The 24394-nt window shown below is 43.2% G+C and carries 16 protein-coding genes and 1 pseudogene; 8 read left to right on the forward strand and 9 right to left on the reverse strand.

The genetic code is table 11. The features are described from left to right. Positions 1-230 precede the first annotated feature (230 nt). From V7K67_RS33315 to V7K67_RS33335, 5 genes are all read right to left on the reverse strand, one after another. Positions 231-1553 (reverse strand): hybrid sensor histidine kinase/response regulator, encoded by a 1323-nt coding sequence (locus V7K67_RS33315; RefSeq protein WP_334731294.1) that lies wholly within the window; start codon positions 1551-1553, stop codon positions 231-233. Beyond that, a complete protein-coding gene (locus tag V7K67_RS33320; protein ID WP_335170221.1) occupies positions 1550-4378 on the reverse strand; it encodes a CHASE2 domain-containing protein in 2829 nt (942 codons plus the stop codon). The genes V7K67_RS33315 and V7K67_RS33320 overlap by 4 nt, the downstream gene beginning before the upstream one ends. 131 nt (positions 4379-4509) lie before the next feature. Beyond that, on the reverse strand, positions 4510-4743 hold the full coding sequence (locus V7K67_RS33325) for a hypothetical protein (RefSeq protein WP_335170223.1): 234 nt from the start codon (positions 4741-4743) through the stop codon (positions 4510-4512). 46 nt (positions 4744-4789) lie between these two features. Continuing rightward, positions 4790-5632 (reverse strand): DUF928 domain-containing protein, encoded by an 843-nt coding sequence (locus V7K67_RS33330; protein ID WP_334705574.1) that lies wholly within the window; start codon positions 5630-5632, stop codon positions 4790-4792. A gap of 282 nt (positions 5633-5914) precedes the next feature. Next, positions 5915-8464 (reverse strand): CHAT domain-containing protein, encoded by a 2550-nt coding sequence (locus tag V7K67_RS33335; RefSeq protein WP_335170225.1) that lies wholly within the window; start codon positions 8462-8464, stop codon positions 5915-5917. 768 nt (positions 8465-9232) lie between these two features. On the opposite strand from V7K67_RS33335, the gene V7K67_RS33340 reads away from it, so the two are divergent. After that, positions 9233-9886: a Uma2 family endonuclease gene (locus V7K67_RS33340; protein ID WP_334705572.1), complete on the forward strand. Its 654-nt coding sequence runs from the start codon at positions 9233-9235 to the stop codon at positions 9884-9886. 10 nt (positions 9887-9896) lie between these two features. On the opposite strand, the gene V7K67_RS33345 is transcribed toward V7K67_RS33340, so the two are convergent. Beyond that, positions 9897-12383: an S-layer family protein gene (locus tag V7K67_RS33345; RefSeq protein ID WP_334731290.1), complete on the reverse strand. Its 2487-nt coding sequence runs from the start codon at positions 12381-12383 to the stop codon at positions 9897-9899. 222 nt (positions 12384-12605) lie between these two features. Between V7K67_RS33345 and V7K67_RS33350 the strand changes: the two genes are divergently transcribed. The 3 genes and pseudogenes from V7K67_RS33350 (at position 12606) to V7K67_RS33360 (ending at position 17825) form a co-directional block, all read left to right on the forward strand. Then, the gene (locus V7K67_RS33350; RefSeq protein WP_334731289.1) at positions 12606-14240 is read left to right on the forward strand and encodes an alpha-D-glucose phosphate-specific phosphoglucomutase; all 1635 of its coding nucleotides are present in this window, start codon (positions 12606-12608) and stop codon (positions 14238-14240) included. Between the two features lie 743 nt (positions 14241-14983). After that, positions 14984-15352, forward strand: a pseudogene (locus V7K67_RS33355) (hypothetical protein); the annotation flags it as partial. 301 nt (positions 15353-15653) lie between these two features. After that, positions 15654-17825, forward strand: coding sequence for a PAS domain-containing sensor histidine kinase (locus V7K67_RS33360; protein ID WP_334731287.1), 2172 nt, complete (start codon positions 15654-15656; stop codon positions 17823-17825). A 218-nt stretch (positions 17826-18043) separates the two neighbouring features. On the opposite strand, the gene V7K67_RS33365 is transcribed toward V7K67_RS33360, so the two are convergent. After that, positions 18044-18211 (reverse strand): CopG family transcriptional regulator, encoded by a 168-nt coding sequence (locus V7K67_RS33365; protein ID WP_334709352.1) that lies wholly within the window; start codon positions 18209-18211, stop codon positions 18044-18046. 602 nt (positions 18212-18813) lie between these two features. On the opposite strand from V7K67_RS33365, the gene V7K67_RS33370 reads away from it, so the two are divergent. Next, the gene (locus V7K67_RS33370) at positions 18814-20013 is read left to right on the forward strand and encodes an acyl-CoA dehydrogenase family protein (RefSeq protein WP_334731286.1); all 1200 of its coding nucleotides are present in this window, start codon (positions 18814-18816) and stop codon (positions 20011-20013) included. Positions 20014-20334: 321 nt separating this feature from the next. On the opposite strand, the gene V7K67_RS33375 is transcribed toward V7K67_RS33370, so the two are convergent. After that, a complete protein-coding gene (locus V7K67_RS33375) occupies positions 20335-21105 on the reverse strand; it encodes an RNA-guided endonuclease InsQ/TnpB family protein (protein ID WP_335170229.1) in 771 nt (256 codons plus the stop codon). A 52-nt stretch (positions 21106-21157) separates the two neighbouring features. Between V7K67_RS33375 and tnpA the strand changes: the two genes are divergently transcribed. Next, entirely contained in the window at positions 21158-21556 is a 399-nt protein-coding gene (tnpA, locus tag V7K67_RS33380; protein ID WP_334731283.1) for an IS200/IS605 family transposase, read from the forward strand. Between the two features lie 72 nt (positions 21557-21628). Here tnpA and V7K67_RS33385 read toward each other — a convergent pair whose 3' ends face one another. Beyond that, positions 21629-23014, reverse strand: a complete 1386-nt coding sequence (locus tag V7K67_RS33385; protein ID WP_335170232.1) for a glycerophosphodiester phosphodiesterase — start codon at positions 23012-23014, stop codon at positions 21629-21631. 214 nt (positions 23015-23228) lie between these two features. On the opposite strand from V7K67_RS33385, the gene V7K67_RS33390 reads away from it, so the two are divergent. Continuing rightward, positions 23229-23387 carry a hypothetical protein gene (locus tag V7K67_RS33390; RefSeq protein WP_334731281.1) on the forward strand — a complete coding sequence of 53 codons (159 nt, stop codon included), beginning with the start codon at positions 23229-23231 and terminating at the stop codon, positions 23385-23387. Positions 23388-24201: 814 nt separating this feature from the next. Continuing rightward, a complete protein-coding gene (locus tag V7K67_RS33395; RefSeq protein ID WP_334731350.1) occupies positions 24202-24372 on the forward strand; it encodes a hypothetical protein in 171 nt (56 codons plus the stop codon). Positions 24373-24394 lie beyond the last annotated feature (22 nt).

Below are 24394 nucleotides of genomic sequence, written 5' to 3' on the forward strand. Positions count from 1 at the left end.
TACAGTGAGCTACGCTAACGCACTCTCTCATTAGATTCTTAGCTGTCGAAAAGGCGATCGCTGTACTCCAAAGAAGAATCTAATGAGTAGGTTTTGACCTTCACAAACCTTTCCTGCTATCAGATATCTATCAAAATCATTCTAAATTTTTTTGAGTTCCTGCTGTTCTGCATCGGTGAGAATTTCCAGGGATTAGTTAGTTAGAAAATAATTTATAATTAATTTATAATTCAAAATTCATCATTATTCGGTAATATTGGCAAAGTAATAATAAACTTTGTCCCCTCGCCAGGTGTTGACAAGCAGTTGACTTGTCCATTATGTTTATCCACAATAATTTGATAGCTGATCGCTAATCCTAGCCCGGTTCCCTTTCCTACGGGCTTAGTTGTGAAAGATTGCTCAAAAATCCGAGTTTGCACCTCATCAATCATGCCTGGTCCGTTATCTTGGATGCAAATTGTGACGGTTTGTTGCTGAGGATCAACCGATGTTGTAATGGTGATAATGTTTGGGCAACCAGCAATCTCTCGAGCGGACTGATTTTGATGGAGTTCATCAAAGGCATCAATGGCATTGGCGATGATATTCATAAACACCTGGTTCAGTTGTCCAGGATAGCAGTTGATTGGAGGTAACTCACCGTATTGTGTTACAACCTGGATTTTAGTGCGATCGCCCTTACCTTGGAGTCGATGTTTCAACAGCATTAAGGTGCTATCGATTCCTTCGTGAATCTGAAACTCCACCTGAGATGCAATATCTGCACGGGCAAAAGTTCTCAGGGAGAGGCTTATATCTTTAATACGAGTAATTCCCTGGTGCATTGATGCCAGTAGTTTCGGCAGATCCTCCACCAAATACTCCAAGTCGATTTCGTTAACAAACTCTTGAATTTCCAAATCTGCCTGCGGTAGCTTTTTCTGTTGGAGGTTCACCAGACGAAGTAGATTATTTACATATTCCTCAATATAGGATAAATTTCCGCTCACAAAACCAACGGGATTATTAATTTCATGACCAATACCTGCAACCAACTGTCCGAGAGTGGACATTTTCTCACTTTGAATCAGTTGTAGTTGCGTTTGTTGTAACTTTTGTAGAGATTGAGTTAATTCTGCGGTGCGTTCTTGCACACGTTCTTCTAATGTACGAGTGAGATGGGAAATTTTTAGGTGTAATTTTAAACGGGCAATGACTTCTTCTTGTTGGAAAGGTTTCGTAATGTAATCAACTGCACCAATTTCCAATCCCGCCACCTTGTCTGTAGAATCAGAGAGGGCAGTCATGAAAATCACCGGAATATTCTGAGTGATGGGATTAGTTTTCAGCCTGCGACAAGTTTCAAATCCATCTATACCTACCATCATTACATCCAAGAGAATGAGATCGGGATGAGCATAAGCTGTTTGTTCGATCGCAGACTCTCCATCTGTTGCCATGAGGGCTTTCCAGCCACACCCCTGAATCGCCTCAGATAGCACCTTGAGATTATTTGGATTATCATCCACCAACAAAATATGTATGGGTTTCGAGAGAGGAACAGCGATCATGGATGTGACTCCGTTGTGACAAATGATTTGAGGAATTTACGGATTTTTCCGGTTTGGAAATTGGCAGTGAGTTTGCTTAACTCTGCTGCGAAGGGGGCTAGCTGACTGTTTTGTTCAATTAGCTCTCTTAACATTCCCTCGATCGCTGAGATATCTCCCATCATTGCTAAATGATAGAGTTGTTGCAAAACCTCCTGGGATGGTAGAACCCATTCACTATCTATCTGTTCACTTTTTGGCTGAGATAAAGATTGGGCATATATCCACTCCACTTTCAACAGCGATCGCAGTCTATTAAGTAGTTCATCAATCTGGAGGGGTTTGGGCAAGAATGCTGTTGCCCCTGCCTCTAAACTCCGCTGGCGATTTTCTTCAAAAACGCTGGCACTAGAGACAATAATGGGAATAGAGCAAGTTTGCGGATTCCCTTGGAGGTGAACCATTAGCTCAAAACCATCCATATTGGGCATGGCTAAATCGAGCAAAATCACATCTGGATTGTGTTCAATTGCCATCTGTAAACCGTGTTTGCCATCACTCGCTTCCAAGGTTCGACAGCCAATTTCTTGTAGTAGGTTAGTCAACATAGAACAGTGGTTGTGATCGTCATCGACAATGAGAATCTGAGGCGCACTACCCCGAATCCCGATAATTTTCTGGGAAATTGGGGCGTAGGCGTTGCCCGTCGTAGACATCGCTTTTTCGCGCCAGTCATGTACGCCTAGCCCGTCGTAGACATTGAGTGGTACTGGTACTGTCAAATCTAGCCAAAACTGACTTCCTTCGCCCAGGTGACTCTGCACCTGAATTTCACTCCCCATCAATGCCGCAATTCTTTGGCTAATTGCCAATCCTAAACCAGTACCTTCAGATCGCTGTCCGGCTTCACCAACTTGCTCAAAGGGCAAAAAGATTTTCTCTAGTTGGTCTGGTGACATTCCAATACCCGTATCTTCAATCTGAAAACGAATCTTGGGCATTGGGCATTGGGCATTGGGCATTGGGCATTCTCCCTCATCCCCCTCATCCCCAGTCCCCAATACCTCTACTTTAAATGTCACACCACCCCTGTCTGTAAATTTGATCGCGTTGCCCAGCAAGTTAATTAATACTTGCCGCAGACGTTTTTCATCAACTTCAATGACAAGTGGTAGGCGATCGCTAATTAAAACATGAAATCCAATCCCTTTCTCTTCAGCGCGGATACCACAAATCTCAGTTACACCATGTAAGAAATTGGGCAGATGCACGCTAGTGACAACCAAATCCAATTTCCTCGCTTCTATCTTCGAGAGATCGAGAATGTCATTAATCAGCATCAAGAGGTGTGAGCCGCATTGGTAGATAATGCTGACTCCTTCCAGGTTTTTAGCTGTCATATTTGGCGAGGCTTCTAGTACCTGGGCAAAACCAAGGATGCCATTAAGAGGTGTGCGTAGTTCGTGGCTCATATTGGCAAGAAACTCACTCTTGGCTTGATTAGCAGCATCAGCAGCAAGCTTTGCCTCAGACAATTCATGAGTTCGTTCTTCGACTTTTGTCTCTAGGGTTTTGGAATAATCCAATAGTTGATTGTTGGCAATTTCCAGTTGGCGATTTGTTTCTTCTAACTTCCGCTGTTTATAGGCATTAGTTGTTGCAATCACACTACCGATAAATGCAGCTAAGGCAGGTGTTACCGGAATTAAAACACCATACAAAAACATCCCATAGCCACCCCATATATAGGCTCCACTGATGCCTACAGTTGCCCAAAGAATTTTGCTGCCGGGAATCCGCAGCCTGGTACTAGCTAACCACCAACTGCCGGTAGAACCAATGACAGACCAAAAAACAATCCAGAGTGATAGAGAAATGCCAGTAATACCGTGCAGACTAGCTTTTCCTGTTTTTGCCCCTCGAACTAGTTGATAAGCAATATTGGTATGAACAACAACACCTGAAGTCGGTTTTTGAGCAGAGATCCAGGAAGAGAAGGGTGTGCTGAAGAAATCATTAGTACTGGAGGCGATTGAGCCAATAAATACCATGCGATCGCGCATCAAATCTGCCGGAATTTTCCCTGCTAACACATCGCGCATGGCAACTGTCCGAAATGCTGCATCCGTTCCATACCAGTTGAGCAGAATTTGATAGCCTCCTAAATCGGCATCAGTATAACCTGCTTCTTGATTTTGCAGTGGCAGGTAAATTTCCTTGCCCAACCGGAACTTTTGCTGTTTGGGGTCAATATTTTCTAAGCTAATTTTTTCAGTTTCAAGGTACTTCAGGGCTACCAAGGTTGCCAGTCCGGCTTTAATGGTGTTTTGCTCTTTGGCATCTTCAGCGGTGAGCAGCGCACGGCGTACAAAGCGATCGCCATCTAATACCAAATCTGCTAATCCTACCTGATCCTTTTTTTTCAATTCCGGTGGGGGATTGACGCGTTCACCAGTAATTTTCTCGACTCCGATTAAATTGGGAGTATTGCGGAAGACTTGCACAAGTTGATCGTGTCCGCTTCCTTCTGGTAAATCTCGATAGAGATCCAAGCCAATGGCGCGGGGTTGCTGCGATCGGATTTTTTCGATTAATTGTGCCAGCGCCCAGTCTGGAATCGGCCATTTACGCACCGATTGGATATCGCGCTCATCAATTGTAACAATTACAATTTCATCAGCGATCGCTTGTGAAGATCGCTGACGAACCCATTCGTCACGAATTTTCCATTCCGGTAAATTAAAAAGTCCCAACAATTGCCCAACTATAACCGTTAAAGCAACGCTGGGAGTAATAATCAAAACGCTACGAGTGCGTTGGATAAAAGCCTGAAATCTGCGCCACATATTGGGGATTGGGGAAGGTGGGGCCCCCTCTGGGGATTGGGGACTGGGGAAGAAGCAAGGGAACAGGGGAGAAGAATTTTCCCCTCTGCATCTCTTCAATGCCCAATCCCCAATGCCTAAATTGATATTAATTAATAGATGCTAATAAGTTTGCTGTGATATAGGATTACTATTTGATTTTTGAACAAAATTAGGTACTGTAGTGGCGTGTCAAGGCTAAAATGTTGCAAAAAAATTGTCGGTTGGGGAGCCACTGCGTTGCGCGGGTTAAGAGCGTTGTAGCAAGTGGCGTTGGAGGCTTTGCCAAAGCCAACAGATATCAGGATGTTGGCTTTGGCAAAGCCTCCACCCAACCTACGTCTCATGCACTATTTTTTTGCTTGCCACGCCACTACATATACTTAGATTTTTTCAGGAATCAAATCGGATTCCTATAATTTGCTTTAAACTTACTGAAGACAGAAGTTCTTCCCATTGTTTGCGGAGAGTTGCATTGCTAGGTTGGGAGTTGTATGCCGTTGCCAGTGTTGCCACACAGTCATACCAAACACCATTTTTACCCAAAGCAGTAGCTCGCTTCAAAGCATCCTGCTCTTGCATTGCAGTTGCCAACTCAGCGCTGGGCTGGATACGCTGAACCCAACCATCGACGTAAGGCGTACTTGGGCTGAGTTGTCCATCTAGTTTGAGCGCTAGAAACCATTGATAGTTTTTGCCAACGGCTAAAGCAGGTGCATTGGCTGGTAATTTGATCGCGATTATCCCAGTTTTCCCCGCAACTGGAATGTTCATCTGATGCTGCATATTGCCAGCTTCATCCTTGAGGCTGAATACGGCTTCTTGGGCATTGGAAGTTGGGAGATATACCAGTATTGTGGGACGCTCGGACACTGTTGTGCCATAGAAGTTTTGAGGCAAGAGAGCGATTAGCGCTGCTGGTTCTGTTGTACTTACAGTTGATGGATTCAAGTAGTAATTACCAACGCGAGAAGCACCTCCACTTGCTTGTTGGGGAGCGCCTTTCCCGGCAGTAGGCGTAAACAGGTTGCCTCGAGAAGCTCCTCCCGTTGCTTGTCTGGGCGCACCCTTCCCAGCAGTCGGAGTAAACATATTACCCCTAGAAGCACCTCCCGTTGCTTGACTAGGAGAGCCACTATTGATAGGTGGGGTAAATGTAACAGCATGGGCACTACATGTAATGCTAGCAATCAGAGCAATGACGCTCAATATACTAGTTAAATATCGACGTTTCATGATGTTTTACCTCATCTAATTGCAATTTGATACAAAATACGCTTCCTTCGACTATGGCCAGAAGCTAAATCCAAGCAACAGTCAAAAGATGTTGAATTTTGGATTTATGTTACTCATAAGGGGGAAAGTGCATAGCAGGATGTTAGTTCGGCATGAACCAAAAGAGTCTAAAATCTCAAATTGGCACAGTCAAATTAGGGAACTTCTAGTATAGGCAAAAATTAGCGGAAGTACTGTAAAAATTGCATGGTAATTTTGCAGATACTACGTGTCATTACTTATTTAATCCCAGTTTCCAATCAAAACAAAGGCAGACCAAAAGAAGGGATCGTGGAAATCCGTTTGGTGAATTATGCTAATTTGTGCTTGTCTTAGTGCTTCGGCTTTAGTGATTTTGGGTTGTTGCAGTTGGTCATAGAAGCGAGTCATGAGCATTGCCGCTACCCGATCTTTCACGGGCCATAGGGTGGCGATAGTTGAGCGAGCGCCAGATTTGACAGCCAAGCCCGCTAATCCCAGGACGGCGCGATCGTCTCCTGCTGCTGTATCACAGGCACTTAGTACCAGCAACTCGATGGCTTTCGATGGATCGCTACCCCGATTTTTCAGGAGTTCAGATAATTCTTTAACGTTGACTTCTCCATCCCAAGTCAGCAAGAAGGTATCTTCGAGGCGGGAACTAAATTGTCCGTGGGTTGCGAGGTGGACAATATCTGCGCTACTAGATTTCACCCGTTCTGCCAGGGCTTGACTGGTAAATCCCTGATTTAGCAGCAGAGAGGAGGACATCGTTTTAGAGATTTGTTTCACTTCTGATTCCACAGCGGGCAAAGCACTAAAGCCAGCATGAGCTTGGCTAATGCCACCCACGATCGCAGTGATGTGATTTTGATGAAGCGATCGCGTCGCCATCAGTTGCAATCCAGGTGAGAGGGCCACTGCATACTTCTCAATGAGATATTCTTTACCGTCATGCAAAGCTGCTATGGGAATATTCCGCAACCGACCATCCAAAACAAATACCAATGTCTTAGTATCAATGAATGCTCGATCTACTTCTGCTGGACGAATCAACCAATCATAAATCTGTTGGGATAATTGATCCCGATCTTTGGAATCTGATACAGGGCTGAGAGTAACCAAAAAGTTATCTAAAGTCTGCTGAATTTCGGCTTTAGATTTGTGAGTCACATAAAAACGGAGTGGTTGTCCGGCTTTCGAGAGGATGACTGTTAAACGATCTGGCAAGATGATTGGATAAACAACCGTTGCATTGGGATCAACTCGATCAATTTGTTCAGTTCTATCTAAACAAGCTTCCCGAAAAAAGTTATCGAGTTCGGCAATTTGAAGTGCCTCAATTAATTCACGAGCTTGCATTAGTGCTGCTTGACTCGGTTGATTGTCTAAAAGTAAATCAACCAGTTCTCGGTAGATAGGCTCCACACTGCTGCGAAAAGAGAATTGGACATCAGGGTTGATAGCTACCAAATCCCCCCGCAGCGCCTTTAAGGCATTGACTGCTTCTGTATAGGCGGTAATTGCTTGGGAGTGATCGCCTTGTTGTTTATACAACTGTCCCATCTGCCAAGCCGATTGAGCAATGATATCGTTCGCTTGGAGTTGATGGGCAATATCGAGAGATTGCTGAGTTAATTCCTGTGCTTCAGATACCTGCTGTGTACGACGATAGAGTTTTCCCCACTGATGCAGTGTGTATGCTTGGGCTTGAGCATCTTGGATTTCTTGTGCAGACTGGAGTGTGACTGCCATCAGTTGCGCCAAATCTTTCAGCGGTAGGATTTGCTCAGGATTTGACTGGCGATTGAGGGTAGCCACAAAATTGATTGCGGCGTAGAGGGATGTGTGACTGGGGGGTAGTTCCCGGAGTTGTTGGAGTAGTTGAGGTGCAAGTGGGGTAGCAAATTCCGGTTTGTCGTAATCGAGCAAAAGTTTAAACTGAGCTAAACGTCCTTGTAACCGATCGCTGGGATTTGTCGCTAAGAGTTGAGCCTGTTCAAAGTAATCTAATGCTGCTTCTGGATTTTGTAAGTTAACGGCAGTTTGGCCCAAGTTGAGAAGAATAGAACTTAACTGCGGCTGGGCTGAAATTTTGCGGGCGATCGCTAAACTTTGCTCTAAAACCAGTTTACTGTTACTAGAGTCGCCAATTATTTGCAGAGCTAAACCAAGCGATCGCAATCCGCTAATTTTGATTTCATTATCCGGCATCCCTTGGAGTTTTTGAGTCAGCACCTCCAATTGTTGTTTGGAACGACGGTAAAATCCCAAACTTTGTAAAGCTTGTGCCTGGTTGATTTGACTACCCAAGCTTCCCATTGTGTCGCCTGCTTGCTCATAAAATTTTTGAGATTGTTGCCAATTTTCCAGGGCGGTTTCAGCTTTGCCAGTGTGCAATTGCAAATTTGCCTGGGTATTGAGTACCTGTGCCCAAAGAACGGTATCAGCAGAGGGTTTGCCTGTTTGCAACAGTTTCAGACTTTGCTCAATAGATTGTTGGGCTGCTGGCCATTGATTAAGTTCTTGTTGTGCTAGTGAAAGGTAACTCCAGCTTAGGGCTTCGTTCAGGCGATCGCCTTGGGTATGATACTGTTGTGCTGCCGTTTGCCAAATTGTCACAGCTTCTGCAAAGCGTCCTGAACGGTAGAGGTTCCGTCCCTGTTCTAGCCAATTGGTAGATTGAGGAGAAGAGAGAACTGGGGTTGTTGCTGGTGGAAATGCTTTTACAGGTGTAATGTTAAATGCTAAACACAAACTTAAAATACTGAAGCTAACATATAGCCAACGAGTTTGTTTAATTCCAAAAGCCATAAATAATTACTTATTATTGAGCAGTTTGTTTCAAGATTAGTCACAGCACCAGTGTTGATAAAATGACTATATCTATGTATATTTCCCAACTTCTAATGCCAGCTATCAGTTAATGAGCGATCGCATACAATTAAAATACTGTGTCATTCCGGCTTACAGCTTTTTCAGGTAAATAGACCACGCGGTAGGGGCACAGCAATGCTCATTGGTGTCAACTTAACGTGAAACCCTTGTCAAGACATGATCTTCAATTCACTCACTTACCATTCCGATCTGTATTACCCCACCCCAACCCCTCCCCTTGCTAAGGGGAGGGGAGGGGGTGGGGTGAAACGTATGTAGGGTAAGCGTTTGACCTTGATTTGATACGTATGAGCAATGCTGTGCCCCTACGACTACGAGATGCACAGCGCCTTCGCCCTTGGCGTCTCGTAGAGCATTCGTGAGAGGTTAAGGTCAGATACTATTTGTCAATAAGCAATAGTACTTAAAATATTGCTAAAATCGGGGTTAGAAACAGAATTTTTGATCGGGCAATCGCGTCATCTTGATACGCATCATTTCTTCTTAACCCATAATTTCAGTACAACAGTTAACTTAATACCTCGGCTCTTTCCAAATTTTAAGCATAATTTCTAATTGACAAAAGTAAGATTATCTTAACCTCTCACCGATGCTCGTAGAGAGAAATACGAAGTCCGTTTACTTGCCCCTAAATTTATTTATGGGGATCATTAATTTTGAATTTTGAATTTGGAGCGAAGCGACATGACCACCTTCTTTCGCAGCAATGCAGATTTAGATTTCCCCGATAGCGACGGTAAGCCAATGGCAGACAATACCGAACAGTTTCGTTGGATCGTCCTAATTAAAGAAAATCTGGAAATTTTATTTGCTAACGAACCTAACGTGTTTGTAGCGGGAGATTTGCTCTGGTTACCGGTGAAATCGCGCTTAATCTCACCAGTTGCACCAGATGCAATGGTGGTATTTGGTAGACCGAAGGGACGGCGCGGGTCTTACAAACAGTGGCAGGAAGACAATATTGCCCCACAAGTGGTATGGGAAATTCTCTCACCCAGCAATAATGCAAATGAGATGGAACGCAAGCTAGAGTTTTACCAAACTTATGGGGTGGAAGAATACTATCAGTATGACCCAGACCGCTACGAACTCAAAGGTTGGCGTCGTCTTGGTGAACAGTTGCTACCAATTGCTCAGATAGATGAGTGGACGAGTCCTCTATTGGGGATTCGGTTTGCAGTGGGCAACCATGAACTGGTGATTTACCGACCAGATGGGCGGCAATTCTTGAGTTCAGTGGAGTTGGAGCAACGGGCTGAACAAGCGGAGCAACAATTGCAGGATGTGCAGGCGTTGCTTCAGCAGTATCGCGATCGCTTTGGGGAATTAGACCGTTAGCCGCAAAAAGTTAACTCCTCTTAAGCGCAGCACAGGTTAATGGTTGTTGCACCTGAGCAGAAGATTTACCTGCAATTAACTCAACGTTGCCCTGGGCGTTGCGATGCCAAGTTGTAGCCTCAATGATCACCTCCGGCGATCCGGGGATTTGAGCATTGTTCTCACCCGTTTTACGGTATGCAGAGAGATCGCGGATATCAGACCAAGTGCGATCGCTCGTCACTTGCTGATTGGGATTTTGCGGCACACCACCCCGTCCCGTTGCCACAAAACGGCTGCCTTGATTACTGGCGCAGCCTGTGGTAATTTGCTGGGATGGATCAATTACATTTGCTGGCAGTTCTACTAAGCCAGAATTTGGATCGATGCCAATGGCATTGATTTGCACATTCCCATTCACACCTGACTGTGAACTCGCCGTAATATCATTGTCAGGGGTGAGTTGATCGCGGAATTTTAGTCCAAAGATGCCTTGGGTGGTAATTTGGATATTACCACCCCTGCCTTGCACTGCATTGGCAATAATGTCGCTGTTTTCTGAGCCGACGATGATGGGTGCATTGATGCTGATATTACCCCCATTCCCTGAGCCGCCAGCTGTTGAGGAAATCAGACTATTGTCTTGCAGAAACAACAGGCTGCTGGCGGACAATGTAATATTGCCACCATTACCAGATTCCGTTTGTGCCTGGATAAACCCTTGATGCTTTAATTGGATGGTATCTGCATTGATGTTAATATTGCCACCATTTCCACTGCCTTGACTGGTGACACTAACTGTACCACCATCTGTCAGCGTTAGGTTAGGTGTGGTAATGCTCACAGTACCGGCATTCGCTGTTAGTATATCTGGCAGACCAAATCGCTGCCGCAATGACGGATCAGGTCGGAGGGTGGAGGCGTTAATGCTACTATTACTTGCCCGACCTTGACCAGTGATTGCGATCGATTCGGTTGCGTTGATGCTCAAATCTCCCCCATTCCCGACAAAAAATGCGGTGGCGGCAATTGTTGCCCCATCCAGAATTTGCAATTTGGCAGTATCTAGCGTTAAGGTTTCGACATTTCCGGTTGCAAATGTAATTGAGCTAATGTTGCTGTAAAGTCCAGAGGGGCTTTCTCCCTTTACCGTGGTGTTGGTGTTGTGAATTGTCACTTTACCGCTAGTACCGCTGCCAAAAGTAACCGAAGACAGTGAGGCACCACTTGATATTAATAGACTGTTGCTATTGATGAAAACATCACCAGCATTCCCAGTGCCTAGTGTGGCAGTATTAATGGTAGTAATATTAGCAGGATTAGCGGGTGAAAAGCCAGACAGTTCGATCGCATCTGCATCGATGTGAATATTGCCACTCGGAGCTGCTCCAAGAGTTGTGCTATTCAGCCCTGCTCCCAACTTAAGGGTCAGCCTGGGAGTAACGACGCTGATATTCCCACTAGCTCCAATACCCAGAGCTTCACTACGTACCCCGCTTAAAATTGTGCCATCGGTTGTTGTACCAATTAGATTAATGGCCTCCGTAGCCTGGAGGTGAATGTCACCGCCAGGCAGATTGCCGAAATTTTGCGCCAGCACCAGAGAGCCATCGGTAAATTGAATCTGCCTACCCTGAATTTGTACGGAGCCTGCATTCACCCCGCTGATATCTAATAGCGATCGCTGTGCCAGTTGAATATCACCAAAGCCTTGTATATCCCCATATCCCAATGTATAGCCTTGTGCGGTTGGTATCAAGTTGACCAATCCTGCATCCCTTACACTACCCAATTCAACTCGCCCTCTTTCAGCGCTCAGAGTTGCCCCATTTAGATATAGATCGCCACCCACTAAAGCAAGGGTATTTCCCGGCTGTACTTGCAGTTTTGTCGCACTGGGAATTCGAGCCAGGGGAGCCAGAGGCAGTCCACTGGGATTGCTCAAGGAGTGTCCAGTGCCTTGAACGGTGATTGATGCGGGATTGTTGCCCAGTTGTAACCCAATGGGAACATTGATACTCAATAACGGGGGAGCTTGAGAATTAATGGCGCTAAATTCAACACCATCGACAAATTTAATACTGTTAGCAGTTGTACCAATAAATGAACCGCCGATGTTCAGTTGGGCATTAGCTCCAAAAATTATCCCACTAGGGTTGATCAACAATAGACTAATGGGGTTCTTGCTGTTAATTGTCTGAATCAAGCCATCAACGTGAGATATATTACCGCCAGTAACACGGCTGAAGATGGTGGAAATGTTGGGCGTGTTCACTAAATCAAAGGTAACTGAACCGCCAGTGGGAACCGAAAACTGCTGGAAACTATGAAAAAGATTACTATTGGCGGCACTACCGTTAGTAATGGTGAAGTTATTACCACTTTGAGAGACAGTAGTATTGAGGGTGTTATCAGATGTCACCTGAGCGATCGCGCAGCGACTCCAAAGGAGTATCGCAAGTAACAGTATTCCTTGAGTTAATAACCCACTTGTTAATAGAAAAATGATCGCTCTCATACCATAAATCCTACCCTTATCTTCTTGATATTAGAATTCCCAAAATATTGAAATACTCACCGCTCTGAAGAGACGGTGATTCTTGACACTTCACTGAGATGTGCCGGCCCCTATCTCCCTTGTTAAATTCGGTCAATGTCTAAAGCTTTAATGCGGGGCAATTTTTTTTGTAACAAACTTATGCAAAGCTGTAAGAGAAAAATGCCTTGTTAAAGATTATCTATGAACATCCATAAAGTCTCTACTACTCCCTTAAGCGATCAAAAGCCTGGTACTTCTGGGCTGCGGAAAGCAGTTAAGGCTTTTCAGCAGCCCCACTACCTGGAAAATTTTATCCAATCCATCTTCGATTCTGTCGGGGATTTGCGGGGACAAACCTTAGTTGTGGGTGGTGATGGCCGTTATTACAATCGCCCAGCCATTCAAATCATTTTGAAAATGGCGGCGGCCACTGGCATTGGGCGAATTAAAGTTGGTCAAAAGGGGATTTTATCTACTCCTGCGACTTCCGCTATTATTCGCAAATACCAGGCTATTGGCGGCATCATCTTGTCTGCTAGTCATAATCCGGGCGGGCCAAATGGTGACTTTGGTGTGAAATATAACATTAGCAACGGTGGGCCAGCACCGGAAAAGGTGACAGAGGCGATCTACGATCGCACTAAAGTAATTGAGAGTTACCAAATTCTGGAAGCGCCAGATGTAGATTTAGAAACCTTGGGTGAGTCACATTTGGGAGAAACGGTAGTTGAGGTGATTGACTCCGTACATGATTATCAAGAGTTAATGGAGTCCCTGTTTGATTTCGATCGCATTCACCAACTATTGACCTCTGGAAATTTTCGCATCAGCATCGATGCCTTACACGCGGTAGCTGGCCCCTATGCCCATGCCATTTTTGAGCAACGTTTGGGCGCACCAGTGGGAACCGTGCGTAATGGTACACCCCTAGAAGACTTTGGGGGCGGACACCCTGACCCAAATTTAGTTTATGCTCATGAGTTGGTGGATATTTTATACGGCGAGAATGCGCCAGACTTTGGAGCAGCTTTTGATGGAGATGGCGATCGCAATATGATCTTAGGGCGTAAGTTCTTTGTCACTCCTAGCGATAGCCTTGCAGTGTTAGCCGCAAACGCCAAGCTAGTCCCTGGTTATAGTTCAGGTTTAGCAGGGGTAGCGCGATCGATGCCTACTAGTCAAGCAGTGGATCGAGTTGCGGCTCAAATTGGCATTGAATCTTATGAAACGCCCACTGGCTGGAAGTTTTTCGGCAATCTTTTAGACGCACGTAAAGCTACTCTCTGCGGTGAAGAAAGCTTTGGTACTGGCTCTAATCATATCCGCGAAAAAGATGGGCTATGGGCTGTTCTCTTTTGGCTGAATATCATAGCAGTCCGGCAGCAATCTGTTGAGCAGATTGTACGGGAACACTGGCAGACTTATGGACGTAATTATTACTCCCGTCATGACTATGAGGAGATAGAGACAGCACCAGCTAACACCTTAATCGAAAGACTGCGTTCCTTACTGCCAAACCTTACAGGCAAGCAGTTCGGTAACTATCAAGTTGAATATAGTGATGACTTCAGTTATACCGACCCTGTTGATGGCAGCATTAGCGAAAAACAAGGTGTTCGCATTGGCTTTACTGATGGCTCCCGCATTGTGGTGCGACTTTCTGGTACTGGTACTCAAGGTGCGACTCTGAGAGTTTACCTAGAAAGTTACGAGCCAGATCCCGCCAAACATGACCTCGATCCACAGCAAGCACTTGCTCCTTTAATCACTATTGTTGAGGAGATAGCCCAGATCCGCGAATTGACAGGACGAGAACAGCCAACTGTAATCACCTAGTACAAGAAGGCAAAAGTAAAAAGAAAGAATGCTTATTTTGTAAGCTTTCTGGCTATTTTAAATGGGTGGTTTATTTCCGCCGTGTTGTACTAGTACTTTGTCAAGCAGTGGTCTGCAAAGTCAAAAATGCTCGGTGAGGGCTGGAGAAAGCGGTAAGGGAAAGGGAGTGACGTACCTACACTGCCTGAGTACAGGTCAGATGTAGGACTTCTGCTGAATTAAGTTAAAAATCTTTCGCCCTTTCCCGATCTCTCGCAAGCAGATTTTTGGGTTGACAAATTACTCGCTTACGCTTTGCAGTTTCCTAAGCTTCCACTAGACATCTCCAGAAATTAAATATGCGTTATCCAGAGTCCTTGTAGAGACGTAGCACTGCTACGTCTCTACATTCATTTTCGGAGATGTCTAATATATCGACGCTTTTCTGTGGGGTATCCTATCTCTGCATTGATGCCTTAAAACTTCGTCCCCACTGCTGGACTTTAGAAACAAGGTCTGGAAAAATTTGGTTGTCATGGAGTTTTATCAAGAGCCTAGTACCGCAAGGCGGAATTAAAAATTAAAAATTAAAAATGAACACAGCGTAAGCATTTCATTGATTTGGAGTGGGTGGTTTATTTACGCCGTGTTGTACTAGAAATTCTAAATCTAAAGTTAAGCCACAATAATATTTACCAATTAACATTAAACTGCCGTTACTAATTTGGGAACAATAAATTTAGAAATCACTAGGATTTAGCAGTATGTTCAGTACTCGTGTTACTATTCCTGGATACCAGGTCAGTGAAGAAATCTACAATGGTTCGAGAACCATAGTTTATCGAGGGTATCGAGAAACTGACTCATTACCTGTGGCGATCAAACTACTGAAAAATCTATATCTCACCTTCAATGAACTGGTGCAGCTTCGCAATCAGTACACTATTGCCAAAAATCTAAACTCATCCTTAATCATCCAAAGCTACTGCCTGGAAATGTATCAAAATGGCTATGCGTTAGTGATGAAAGATTTTGACGGCATTTCTCTAAAAGATTATTTTGATCGCGACAAAACACTAGGCATCAGGTCTTTACAAGAGTTTTTACAAATAGCGATCGCACTATGTCATACCTTATACCGTTTTTTTGTGAAGCTGCATATAATTCCCCCCCCCGCTATCGCCGTCCTTCCGATGCCTTGGGGGACTATAGGGGGGTATTATTATGTGTATCTTCATACAGAATTGGTATTAGATATACTCGATAGTCAGCGCATCCTTCATAAAGGCATTAAGGCGAGCAATATTTTAATTAATCCTGAAATCAAACAAGTTAAATTAATCGACTTTAGTATTGCCTCTCTATTACCAAGAGAAACGCAAACGCTATTTGCACTCTTAATTCCAGTTCGACAGTAAGCGGGAGAAACAAGTCATGTATACTGAAGAACTAGAACATAAAATACTCTTTCTTCGTCAGCAAAATGCTGAATTACAGAAGCAATTAGCAAAATCCACCAGTGAATTCAGTGCAAGAATCACTCAACTAGAACAAAAACTCAAAGAATCAAAACAACTATTACAAAGCGATCGCCAAGCAGAATTAGCCGAATTACTGGCATTGTTTAACGCCATACAAGATGTCATTCTTATCCTTGATGCAGAAGGATGCTACCTGAAAATTGCCCCTAGCGGCGCGCCTTTACTGTATCAACCACCTGCGGAACTAATAGGCAAAACCATACACGAGGTTTTACCTTCCGCTTTTGCAGACTCTTTTCTCGGCTGTATTCAACAGGCACTAAAAACCAAGATAGCTGTCAAAATCGAATATAGCTTGCCCATTGGCGATCGCGAAGTTTGGTTTGAGGCGAGTATTTCGCCAATGAGCGAGGACACTGTTGTTTGTGTAGCGAGAGATATTAGCGATGTCTACAACGAGCTTCTCTTACGCAAAGCAGCTGAGGCAGCCCTAATTCAACAAGAAGCTCGCTATCGCAACATTTTTGAGACTGTGAATGATGGCATCAGTGTTATTGATTTAGAGACCGGTAAAGTTGTCGCTGCTAATCCGGCTTTTTATCAGATGCATGGTTATTCTCAAGCAGAATTTTTGCAATTAATTCCTACAGATTTCATCCATCCCGATTATTTTCATATATTCGGGAAATTTATCAAATCAATTAAAAAAGGAGATGAATTTCACACTCAGGCTGTAGACATCCGCAAAGATGGTACTTACCTTGATATAGAAGTTACAGGCAAACTCTTGAACTACAATGGTAAACCCCATGCACTTTCGGTAGTGCGAGATATTAGCGAGCGTAAACAAGCAGAACAAGAGCAAAGAAGACTGTTAACTATTTTAGAAGCCACAACTGACATTGTGGTTATGGCTGATGCAGCCGGAAATAATTTCTACCTAAACAAAGCAGGGCAGAAGATTTTAGATATTCCCGCCTCAGAAACTAACAAGTTTCATATTAGCGAGGTTGTAGGATTATCGATATTAGAGGAATTCCAGAATCAGATCATACCTACCGTAGTTCGAGAAGGAATTTGGTCTGGAGAATCTATATTTCGCTGTCGCAATGGTGAAGAGTTTCCAGTTTCTCAAGTACTGATTGCCCATAAAAATGAACAGGGCGAAGTAGAATTCTTCTCAACCATAGCCCGTGACATCCGCGATCGCCAACAAATCGAAGCCCAACTTAGACAACAGGCAGAAGATTTAGCCCAAACTCTTCAAGAACTCCAACGCACCCAAGCACAAATGATTCAGGCAGAAAAAATGTCCAGTCTGGGCCAACTGGTTGCCGGAGTTGCCCATGAAATCAACAACCCCGTCAATTTTATTCACGGTAATCTCAGCCATCTTGAAGAACATACCCAAGATTTATTACGACTAGTTCACCTATATCAATCCAGTAACGTTCCTGAATTTCACAACGGCAGTTGCTACCCTGCGGGAACCTTAAGAGCATCTTTATGTGAGGAAATCGACTTAGAGTTTATCCAGGGAGATTTACCCAAAATCTTGAATTCAATGAAAGTCGGTACTCAACGCATCCGTCAGATTGTCTTGTCGTTGCGTACCTTCTCGCGCATGGATGAAGCCGAATTTAAAGCAGTGGACATTCACGAAAGCATAGACAGTACTTTAATGATTTTGCAACATCGCCTTAAAGAAAAGCCAGATTTTCCTGAAATTCATGTGAGCAAAAACTATAGCCACTTACCTTTAGTAGAATGCTACGCCGGACAACTCAATCAGGTGTTTATGAATATTTTGGCAAATTCTATTGATGCTTTAGAAGAAAGAATAGACAATGAAGTTTCTCTACCCACAATTACCATTCATACCGCATTAATTGATTCTGATTGGGTAAAAATTACCATCGCTGACAATGGTTTAGGGATGCCAGAAAAAGTTGAAAAGCAGGTTTTTAATCCATTTTTTACCACCAAACCTGTGGGTAAGGGAACAGGTATGGGAATGTCTATTAGTTATCAAATCATTACCGAAAAACATGCTGGTAAATTGGAATGTTACTCAAAACTAGGACAGGGAACAAAGTTTGTGATTGCAATTCCAATTCGGCACTAGAGATTCCAGATGATCCAAAAAACCGCGATGGCCCATCGAATAGGCAAAAGTCAGAGTGGAGAAAATCTCCACTCTGAACTTTGTTAAGAGAGTGTTTTTATTTAAATCCCCTAACTTTAGCTATAGGGATTCACTGTTAGCTGATAACTGTTAAGCACTATATTTCATTCACAAATTGAAATGTACTTACCCTGATTTCATTTTTTGTACAGTGTGATTTACGAGAGTTCAGAAGCTCTTTCCTCTTTAGAAGAAAGAGAGCGAATTAACTCCCGAATTACATCAGTCGCGGGTCTCCCCGTTATTGAACAGTATTGTTCAAGTTTCTGTGCCTCGCTTGAGGTAAGGTTGATTGTAAGTCGTTTAGCAGCCCATTTTTTATTCATGTATTAGACAAGCTATGTTTTTAAACTACTTCTCTAATATCAATCATGTAGGATGCTACTACAATGGTATAACTAACGACATTTCATTCAAGTAATCGTGAAGTTGGATAGGATATTTTCCTAAGCAATTAGTGAAGAGGCCTAGTATATTGTAGAGTATAAAGTTTAGCTACTTTCCAGGCAGTAATTATAAATAAAATGTAATAAATATCAGTGCATTTTAAGTTAAAGCAAGTATTCTTACTGAAGAGGGCTTTTGCTTGTTTCAAATGGTAGCTTGATTTCCGCCGCGCTTTACTAGTGATTCATTCAAATGTGGAGCGATCGCTGAATCTTCTGTTTGGCTTGCTCTGTGGAAACTGTTTATGTCATACTTACGAAGCTTGTATCTACTAAAATCCGACCGAATTTAAGTAGTATTGTTAATGTTCAGCAGGAGACCTGAGATCGAGGTCAAAAGGCAACTGATGAACAAAAGAAAGCAGGATTTAGACTACAAGTAGTTGCGGCTTAACTCCGATGGAAGCATCTACAAGTTTGCAGAAACATCAATTTTTTACGGGATGGGATTCAGTAGTAAAGTGAGTTTTAAAGGAGTATTTATGTCACAGTTGAAGCAAGCAGTGCCAGACACCTTTGTAGCCAAAGGCTTAGAAACTCTCCCCAATATTTTCGGGCAAGTTGAGGCTCTAGCCGAGGACTTTGCCACCCGTGCAGGGATACATGACAAAGATGGTTCCTTTCCCTTCGAGAATTTTACTGCTTTGCATGAGGCAGGACTACTTAGCCTTACCATCCCAATTGAATTTGGTGGTCAGGATTTGGGGCTGCCAGCTATCTGCCGAGTGATTGAAGGGATAGCGCGTGGCGATGCTTCGACCGCATTAGTACTGACAATGCACTACCTTCAACATGCTCATGCCGCTCGTAGCCGTCGCTGGCATCCAGAAGTATATAAGCAGCTGTGTCGTGAATCAATCGAAGGTATTGCCCTGCTTAATGCTGCCCGTGTCGAACCAGAGCTAGGAACACCAGCTAGAGGCGGATTACCTGCGACAATTGCCGAACGAACACCAGAAGGCTGGCGTTTAACAGGACATAAACAGTACACCACAGGTAGTCCGATTCTCAGTTACTTTGTTGTTTGGGCACGGACAACTGAGGATGAACCACAAGTTGGAAGTTTTCTGGTTCCACGCGATCTGCCAGGTTTGCAAATTGTCGAAACCTGGGATCACTTGGGGATGAGGGCTACAGGTAGCCACGATCTCATTTTAGAGAATGTATTAATTCCCTCAGAGTATGCTCTCAGTATCAGTCCTATATCTGCTGCACCATCCTTTGATCCGCTAATTTCCACTTGGGGTAGTTTGACAGTGAGTGCCTTATATCTCGGTGTTGCTACTAGTGCGCGAGACTGGCTTGCTAAATATCTTTGGGAGCGATCGCCTTCTAATCTTAAAGAGCCACTGGCAACTCTGCCCCGCTTCCAAACTGCTGTGGGTGAGATTGAAGCACTCTTGTTTGCTAACAATAGATTAATTTATAGTTTGGCTGAAGATATTGACAAAGGCGAGTATGAACCTAACGTAGGATTACAGGCACAGGCTGTTAAATATCTCACCACAACTAACTCAATTCGTGCTGTGGAGATTGCCTTAGAACTAACTGGTAATCCTGGTTTATTAAAAAGGAACCCTTTAGAGCGACACTACCGTGACGTTCTGTGCAGCCGTATCCATACACCGCAAAATGATGTTATTTGCCAATCTTTAGGGAAGTCGGTGCTGAAAATCAAGTGATTGGGGATTGGGGACTGGGGACTAGGGAATGAGCAGGAGTTCTACCAATCCTAATCCCCAAGCCTTAACAAGAAAGGCAGAGGGCAGGAGGCTCAGTTGGCAGAAGGGAATTCTGATTCCTGCCCACAGAAGAGACCAAAGTCCATAAGGGTTGAAGTCCCACACCCAAAATCTCTGATTTGGTGTTTTGCAATCAGTGTAGGTCTGTTCGCGGAGCGTCTCGTTGGCGCAGCCTCTCGTAGAGAAGAGAAGCCTAGACGTGCGCCTAAGAAAGTTCTTTTAGTGCGATTCGTTTAACCTAAAATCAATTAATTTTGTAGCTTAGGAAAGTACTGGTTGTGCTTCTAGATTCTGGGCTTTTTGCTTGAAGACGGTTGGTACTTCGGAACTGAACGCTTCACCTTGAACCACTTCTGAGCGGAAACCATCAACCCCAACTTTTTTCTGGAGCTTGCGGATTTTTCTATCTAATTTTGAATAATCTGGACTTTCCGCTTTCTCGCCATCACTCATTACAGCAAAAGTTTTTAGTCCTAAATCAATACCGATACTTTGGTTCTTAGCATCAATATGAACAGGCTGAACTTCGACTACAAAACTTAGAAAATAGCGGTTAGCACAGTCTTTGATGACTGTTACCGATGTAGCCGAGGATGGTAACTCTCTAGACCAAATCGGTTTAACATTGCCAATCTTGGCTAAATAAACATGACCATCCTTGATTGAAAATCCTCCAATCCTAAAACGTGCTGATTGCTGATTAGTTTTCTTCTTGAACTTAGGTCTACCTAACTTTTTACCTTTTCTTTTGCCTTTGAGCGAATCAAAAAAGTTTTTGTAGGCAACTCCCAAATCTGCAACTGACTGTTGCAATGGGATATTAGAAACTTCAGACAGCCATTCACGTTCTAATGTTTTCTTTGCTTGAGTAATTACCAACTTTTGCAAGTCGTTGTTGCTTGGCAATTTTTCCGACTGTTTGCAGATAGCCAGGGCATCATTCCAAACTACGCGAACACAACCAAACAACTGAGCTAAAAGCTGTTGTTGTTGGTCTGTCGGGTAGAAACGAAATTGATACCTAGCTTTCATCACTGATGCTATAATTGGTCTGCTAAATTAATTATACATTGGTCTGCATAGAATGACAACTGGATTCAGAAGAGAAAGGCACAGCGTTACAGACCTAAAAATACATTTGGTCTGTGTGACAAAATATCGCCGGTCTATATTTACTTCCGTTAGCCTTTCACTGATTGAAAAGTCGTTTCAAGAAGTTGCCAAAAAGATGGATTTTCAAGTAATCGAATTTAATGGTGAAGGGAATCATGTTCACTCGCTGATTGAGTATCCACCCAAGTTGTCTGTGTCTCAAATAGTTAACGCACTAAAAGGCGTTTCCAGTCGTCGTTATGGACAAGCGGGGTATAAAAAACCCCACAAAGAGGCTTTATGGAGTCCTAGCTATTTTGCTATTTCTGTAGGAGGTGCGCCGCTAGAAATTTTAAAGGAGTATATTCAGAATCAAGAAAAGCCGTCCTAGAAGGACGGGGCTTGTACCCATTATTTCGGTCATAGGGCGATCGCTATTGGCTGTATAGTTAATTTTGCTTAATCACTCAACAGGGTAGTTGATTTTAGGAAGTTCCCAGAGTCTAATTCGATGAAACTCATGTAAGCCATGTATCGCTTTTTCCTTGGCAACGTGTCCATAATTAGCAAAGTCAGTAAAATAGCCATCTATTCCTAACTTAATGAACTGTTCATACTCACGAAGCGGTTTCCCTTGATAGTCAGGGGAGAGAAAATATGAATCGCTGCGGAAAGTGTAAGGATGGACTAGCAAGCCAGCATTATGTGCATCACTGACTAAGGAAGTTGGTTGTTTAAGGAACTTATCGGCATCGCTAATCTGCCCATCTCTATTAATATCAATCGGTTGACCTTGCTTATCCAATCGTGCAGAGGCAGGCACAATTAACCGTTTATCAGGGCCAATTCCTGTTGCGTAAGTTTTAACTTGGGTCAACCCTTTAGGAGTGATCAGATCAGCGTAGGTTTGAGGAAGGTTGTGGTAAATGAAGTCATAAGGAGCGCCACTGCTATTAATTAACTGAATCAGAGGAATATCGACTCCAGCAGCAGGCATGATCTGATTTTTTAATTCTTTAAGATTAGAGACTTCAAAGGATTGAATAAAAATGCGATCGCGATTGGTGTAGCCGTTGGCAACTAACCGATCAATCAGAAGTTTTGAAGTATTAACATGGATCGGAGTACCATCTAAATATTTACCAACTTCAGCAAAATATGTCGGGTGTTTGGTTTCTGGATAGATACCAATTTTCCGACCAGTTTTTGCTTCGCTACGTTTGGCAAGGTTGATAACTTCATCAAAAGTAGGGATTTGGAACAGACCATTATACTGAGTATTATGAGGGCGAATATTAGGGAGGCGCTCGATTGCCCGGAGTTTCTTAATCTCAGCTAAAGTAAAGTCTTCTGCAAACCAGCCTGTAACAGGATTCCCGTCAAGGACTTTGGTTGTTAGACGGGAAGCAAATTCTGAAACATCGGCAACGTTTGTTGTGGCTTCTTGGATAGTAGCTTTTCCATGAGCATCGTAAACAATCTTGCCATTGTTATCTGTTTTCACTGTTGCCAATAGAGGTTCGTGGCGAACAATAAGGACTCCATCTTTGGTTACTACCAAATCAGGTTCAATATAGTCTGCACCAAATTCAATTCCTAAGTTGTGAGAACCAATCAGATCATGTCCAAAGTCTCCTACTGTATGTTCTGGACGATAACCAGTTCCACCGCCGCGATGACCGATTACTATCGGAGGTTGTCCGTATAGAGTATTTAGCTTGGGAAGGTTTGGGTTGCGGCTGCCCAAGTCATTAGCGTCAACCAAATTAATACTGCCTAAAATGACTGAAACAGATAATGCTAGAAAAAAGCACAGAAATAATAATATATAACCTTTGAGTCGAAACATATTTAAAGCCTAGCGAGTCTAAGCTTTTAGTTTGAGAGTTCAAGGTTAAAACAAGGTTTACAAGAGTTTAACCACTGCAATCGGTGATTAGGGCTATTTATAGAATAGCAAATCACGCCATCCACTGCCCCCAATCAGGCGCTTTTTTCTATTAACTACCAGCAATAACAACCGCGTACCTCTGCGTTAGTTGAATCGGCAACTAAGGCATCGCGTGGCTCTACCCGAATACCTTTACCAATGCGATCGCGATTTGTTTAATGCCCAAAAATACTCACAAGCCACTGAAGCTTTAAAGGCGTGCGAATTAGATTTTCAGCTATTTACTGAACAGGTGTATCAAGCAGAAGGGATAGACTCAGAATCTCTATAAATAACTGGATCTTAACTAATGGCGTAGGCATTGCAAGATGCGTTTGCCTCATACAACAAATAATCACAGTTTAGCCCAGCCGCATTTTTAATGGCGGTTGAGCAGTTCGCAGGGCAGAAGCACCCAGCGATGCACAAAGCAAGCGCCTCCCACTATCTATGTGATTCAGTAGCTAATTACACATAAGTTACAGTTAGTAATTATTATTCATTAACTGTTTTAAATATTTTTACTATCTGCTTAACTGTCCAATTAACTGTCTTAACTGTCTTATACCAATTCTGTATGAAGATGCACATAATAATACCCCCCTGTAGTCCCCCCAAGGCATCGGGGGGACGGCGATAGCCGGGGGGTGAATTATATGCAGCTTCACAAAAAAACTGTCTTAACTGTCTTAACTGTCTTAACTGTCCAAATAATTGTCCAAATAACTGTTTTCTCCCTATTGCATTTTGTTGGTAAATCTGAGATCATCTAAATTATTAAATTAATTTAGAAAAATAATAAATTAAAATAGTAGTTTTTAAATAAGATTCAGGTGATATCAAAATTGCTCAAACTTTTGCCCTATAAGCCTTTGTACAAAAAAAACCAGAAAATCTTATTCTCAATAAAGTTTCGGAAATTGGTTTAAATTCGTAGCTGATTGCAAATAATGTTTTAGCTAAACTAGATAGAAGGCTAATTTTGAAACCCTCCTTGTGGCTAGGTTTGAAACACCTGAAACCTGACGTTTTTAAGTAGGCTAAATAAAGTTTCTTGTTATTAGTAATATTTAACTAAGAATATAAAGTATTTAAGGTTGATTCCAATGGACGAAATCGTTAAGAAACTTGCTGGTCTGGGTCTTCCTGCTGTAATCCTTGTGATTCTAACGGTAGCATCAGGAGTTAGTTTTGCCATCGTTGCAGCTACTCTTACAGAATTAGGAGGGCAGTTTGGCATTGTCGGAGGTACTTTATACAGGTGTGAATGTAAATGAATATTGATATATCAGAAAATAG

The sequence above is a fragment of the Nostoc sp. genome (assembly GCF_036917155.1).
Classification (GTDB): domain Bacteria; phylum Cyanobacteriota; class Cyanobacteriia; order Cyanobacteriales; family Nostocaceae; genus Nostoc.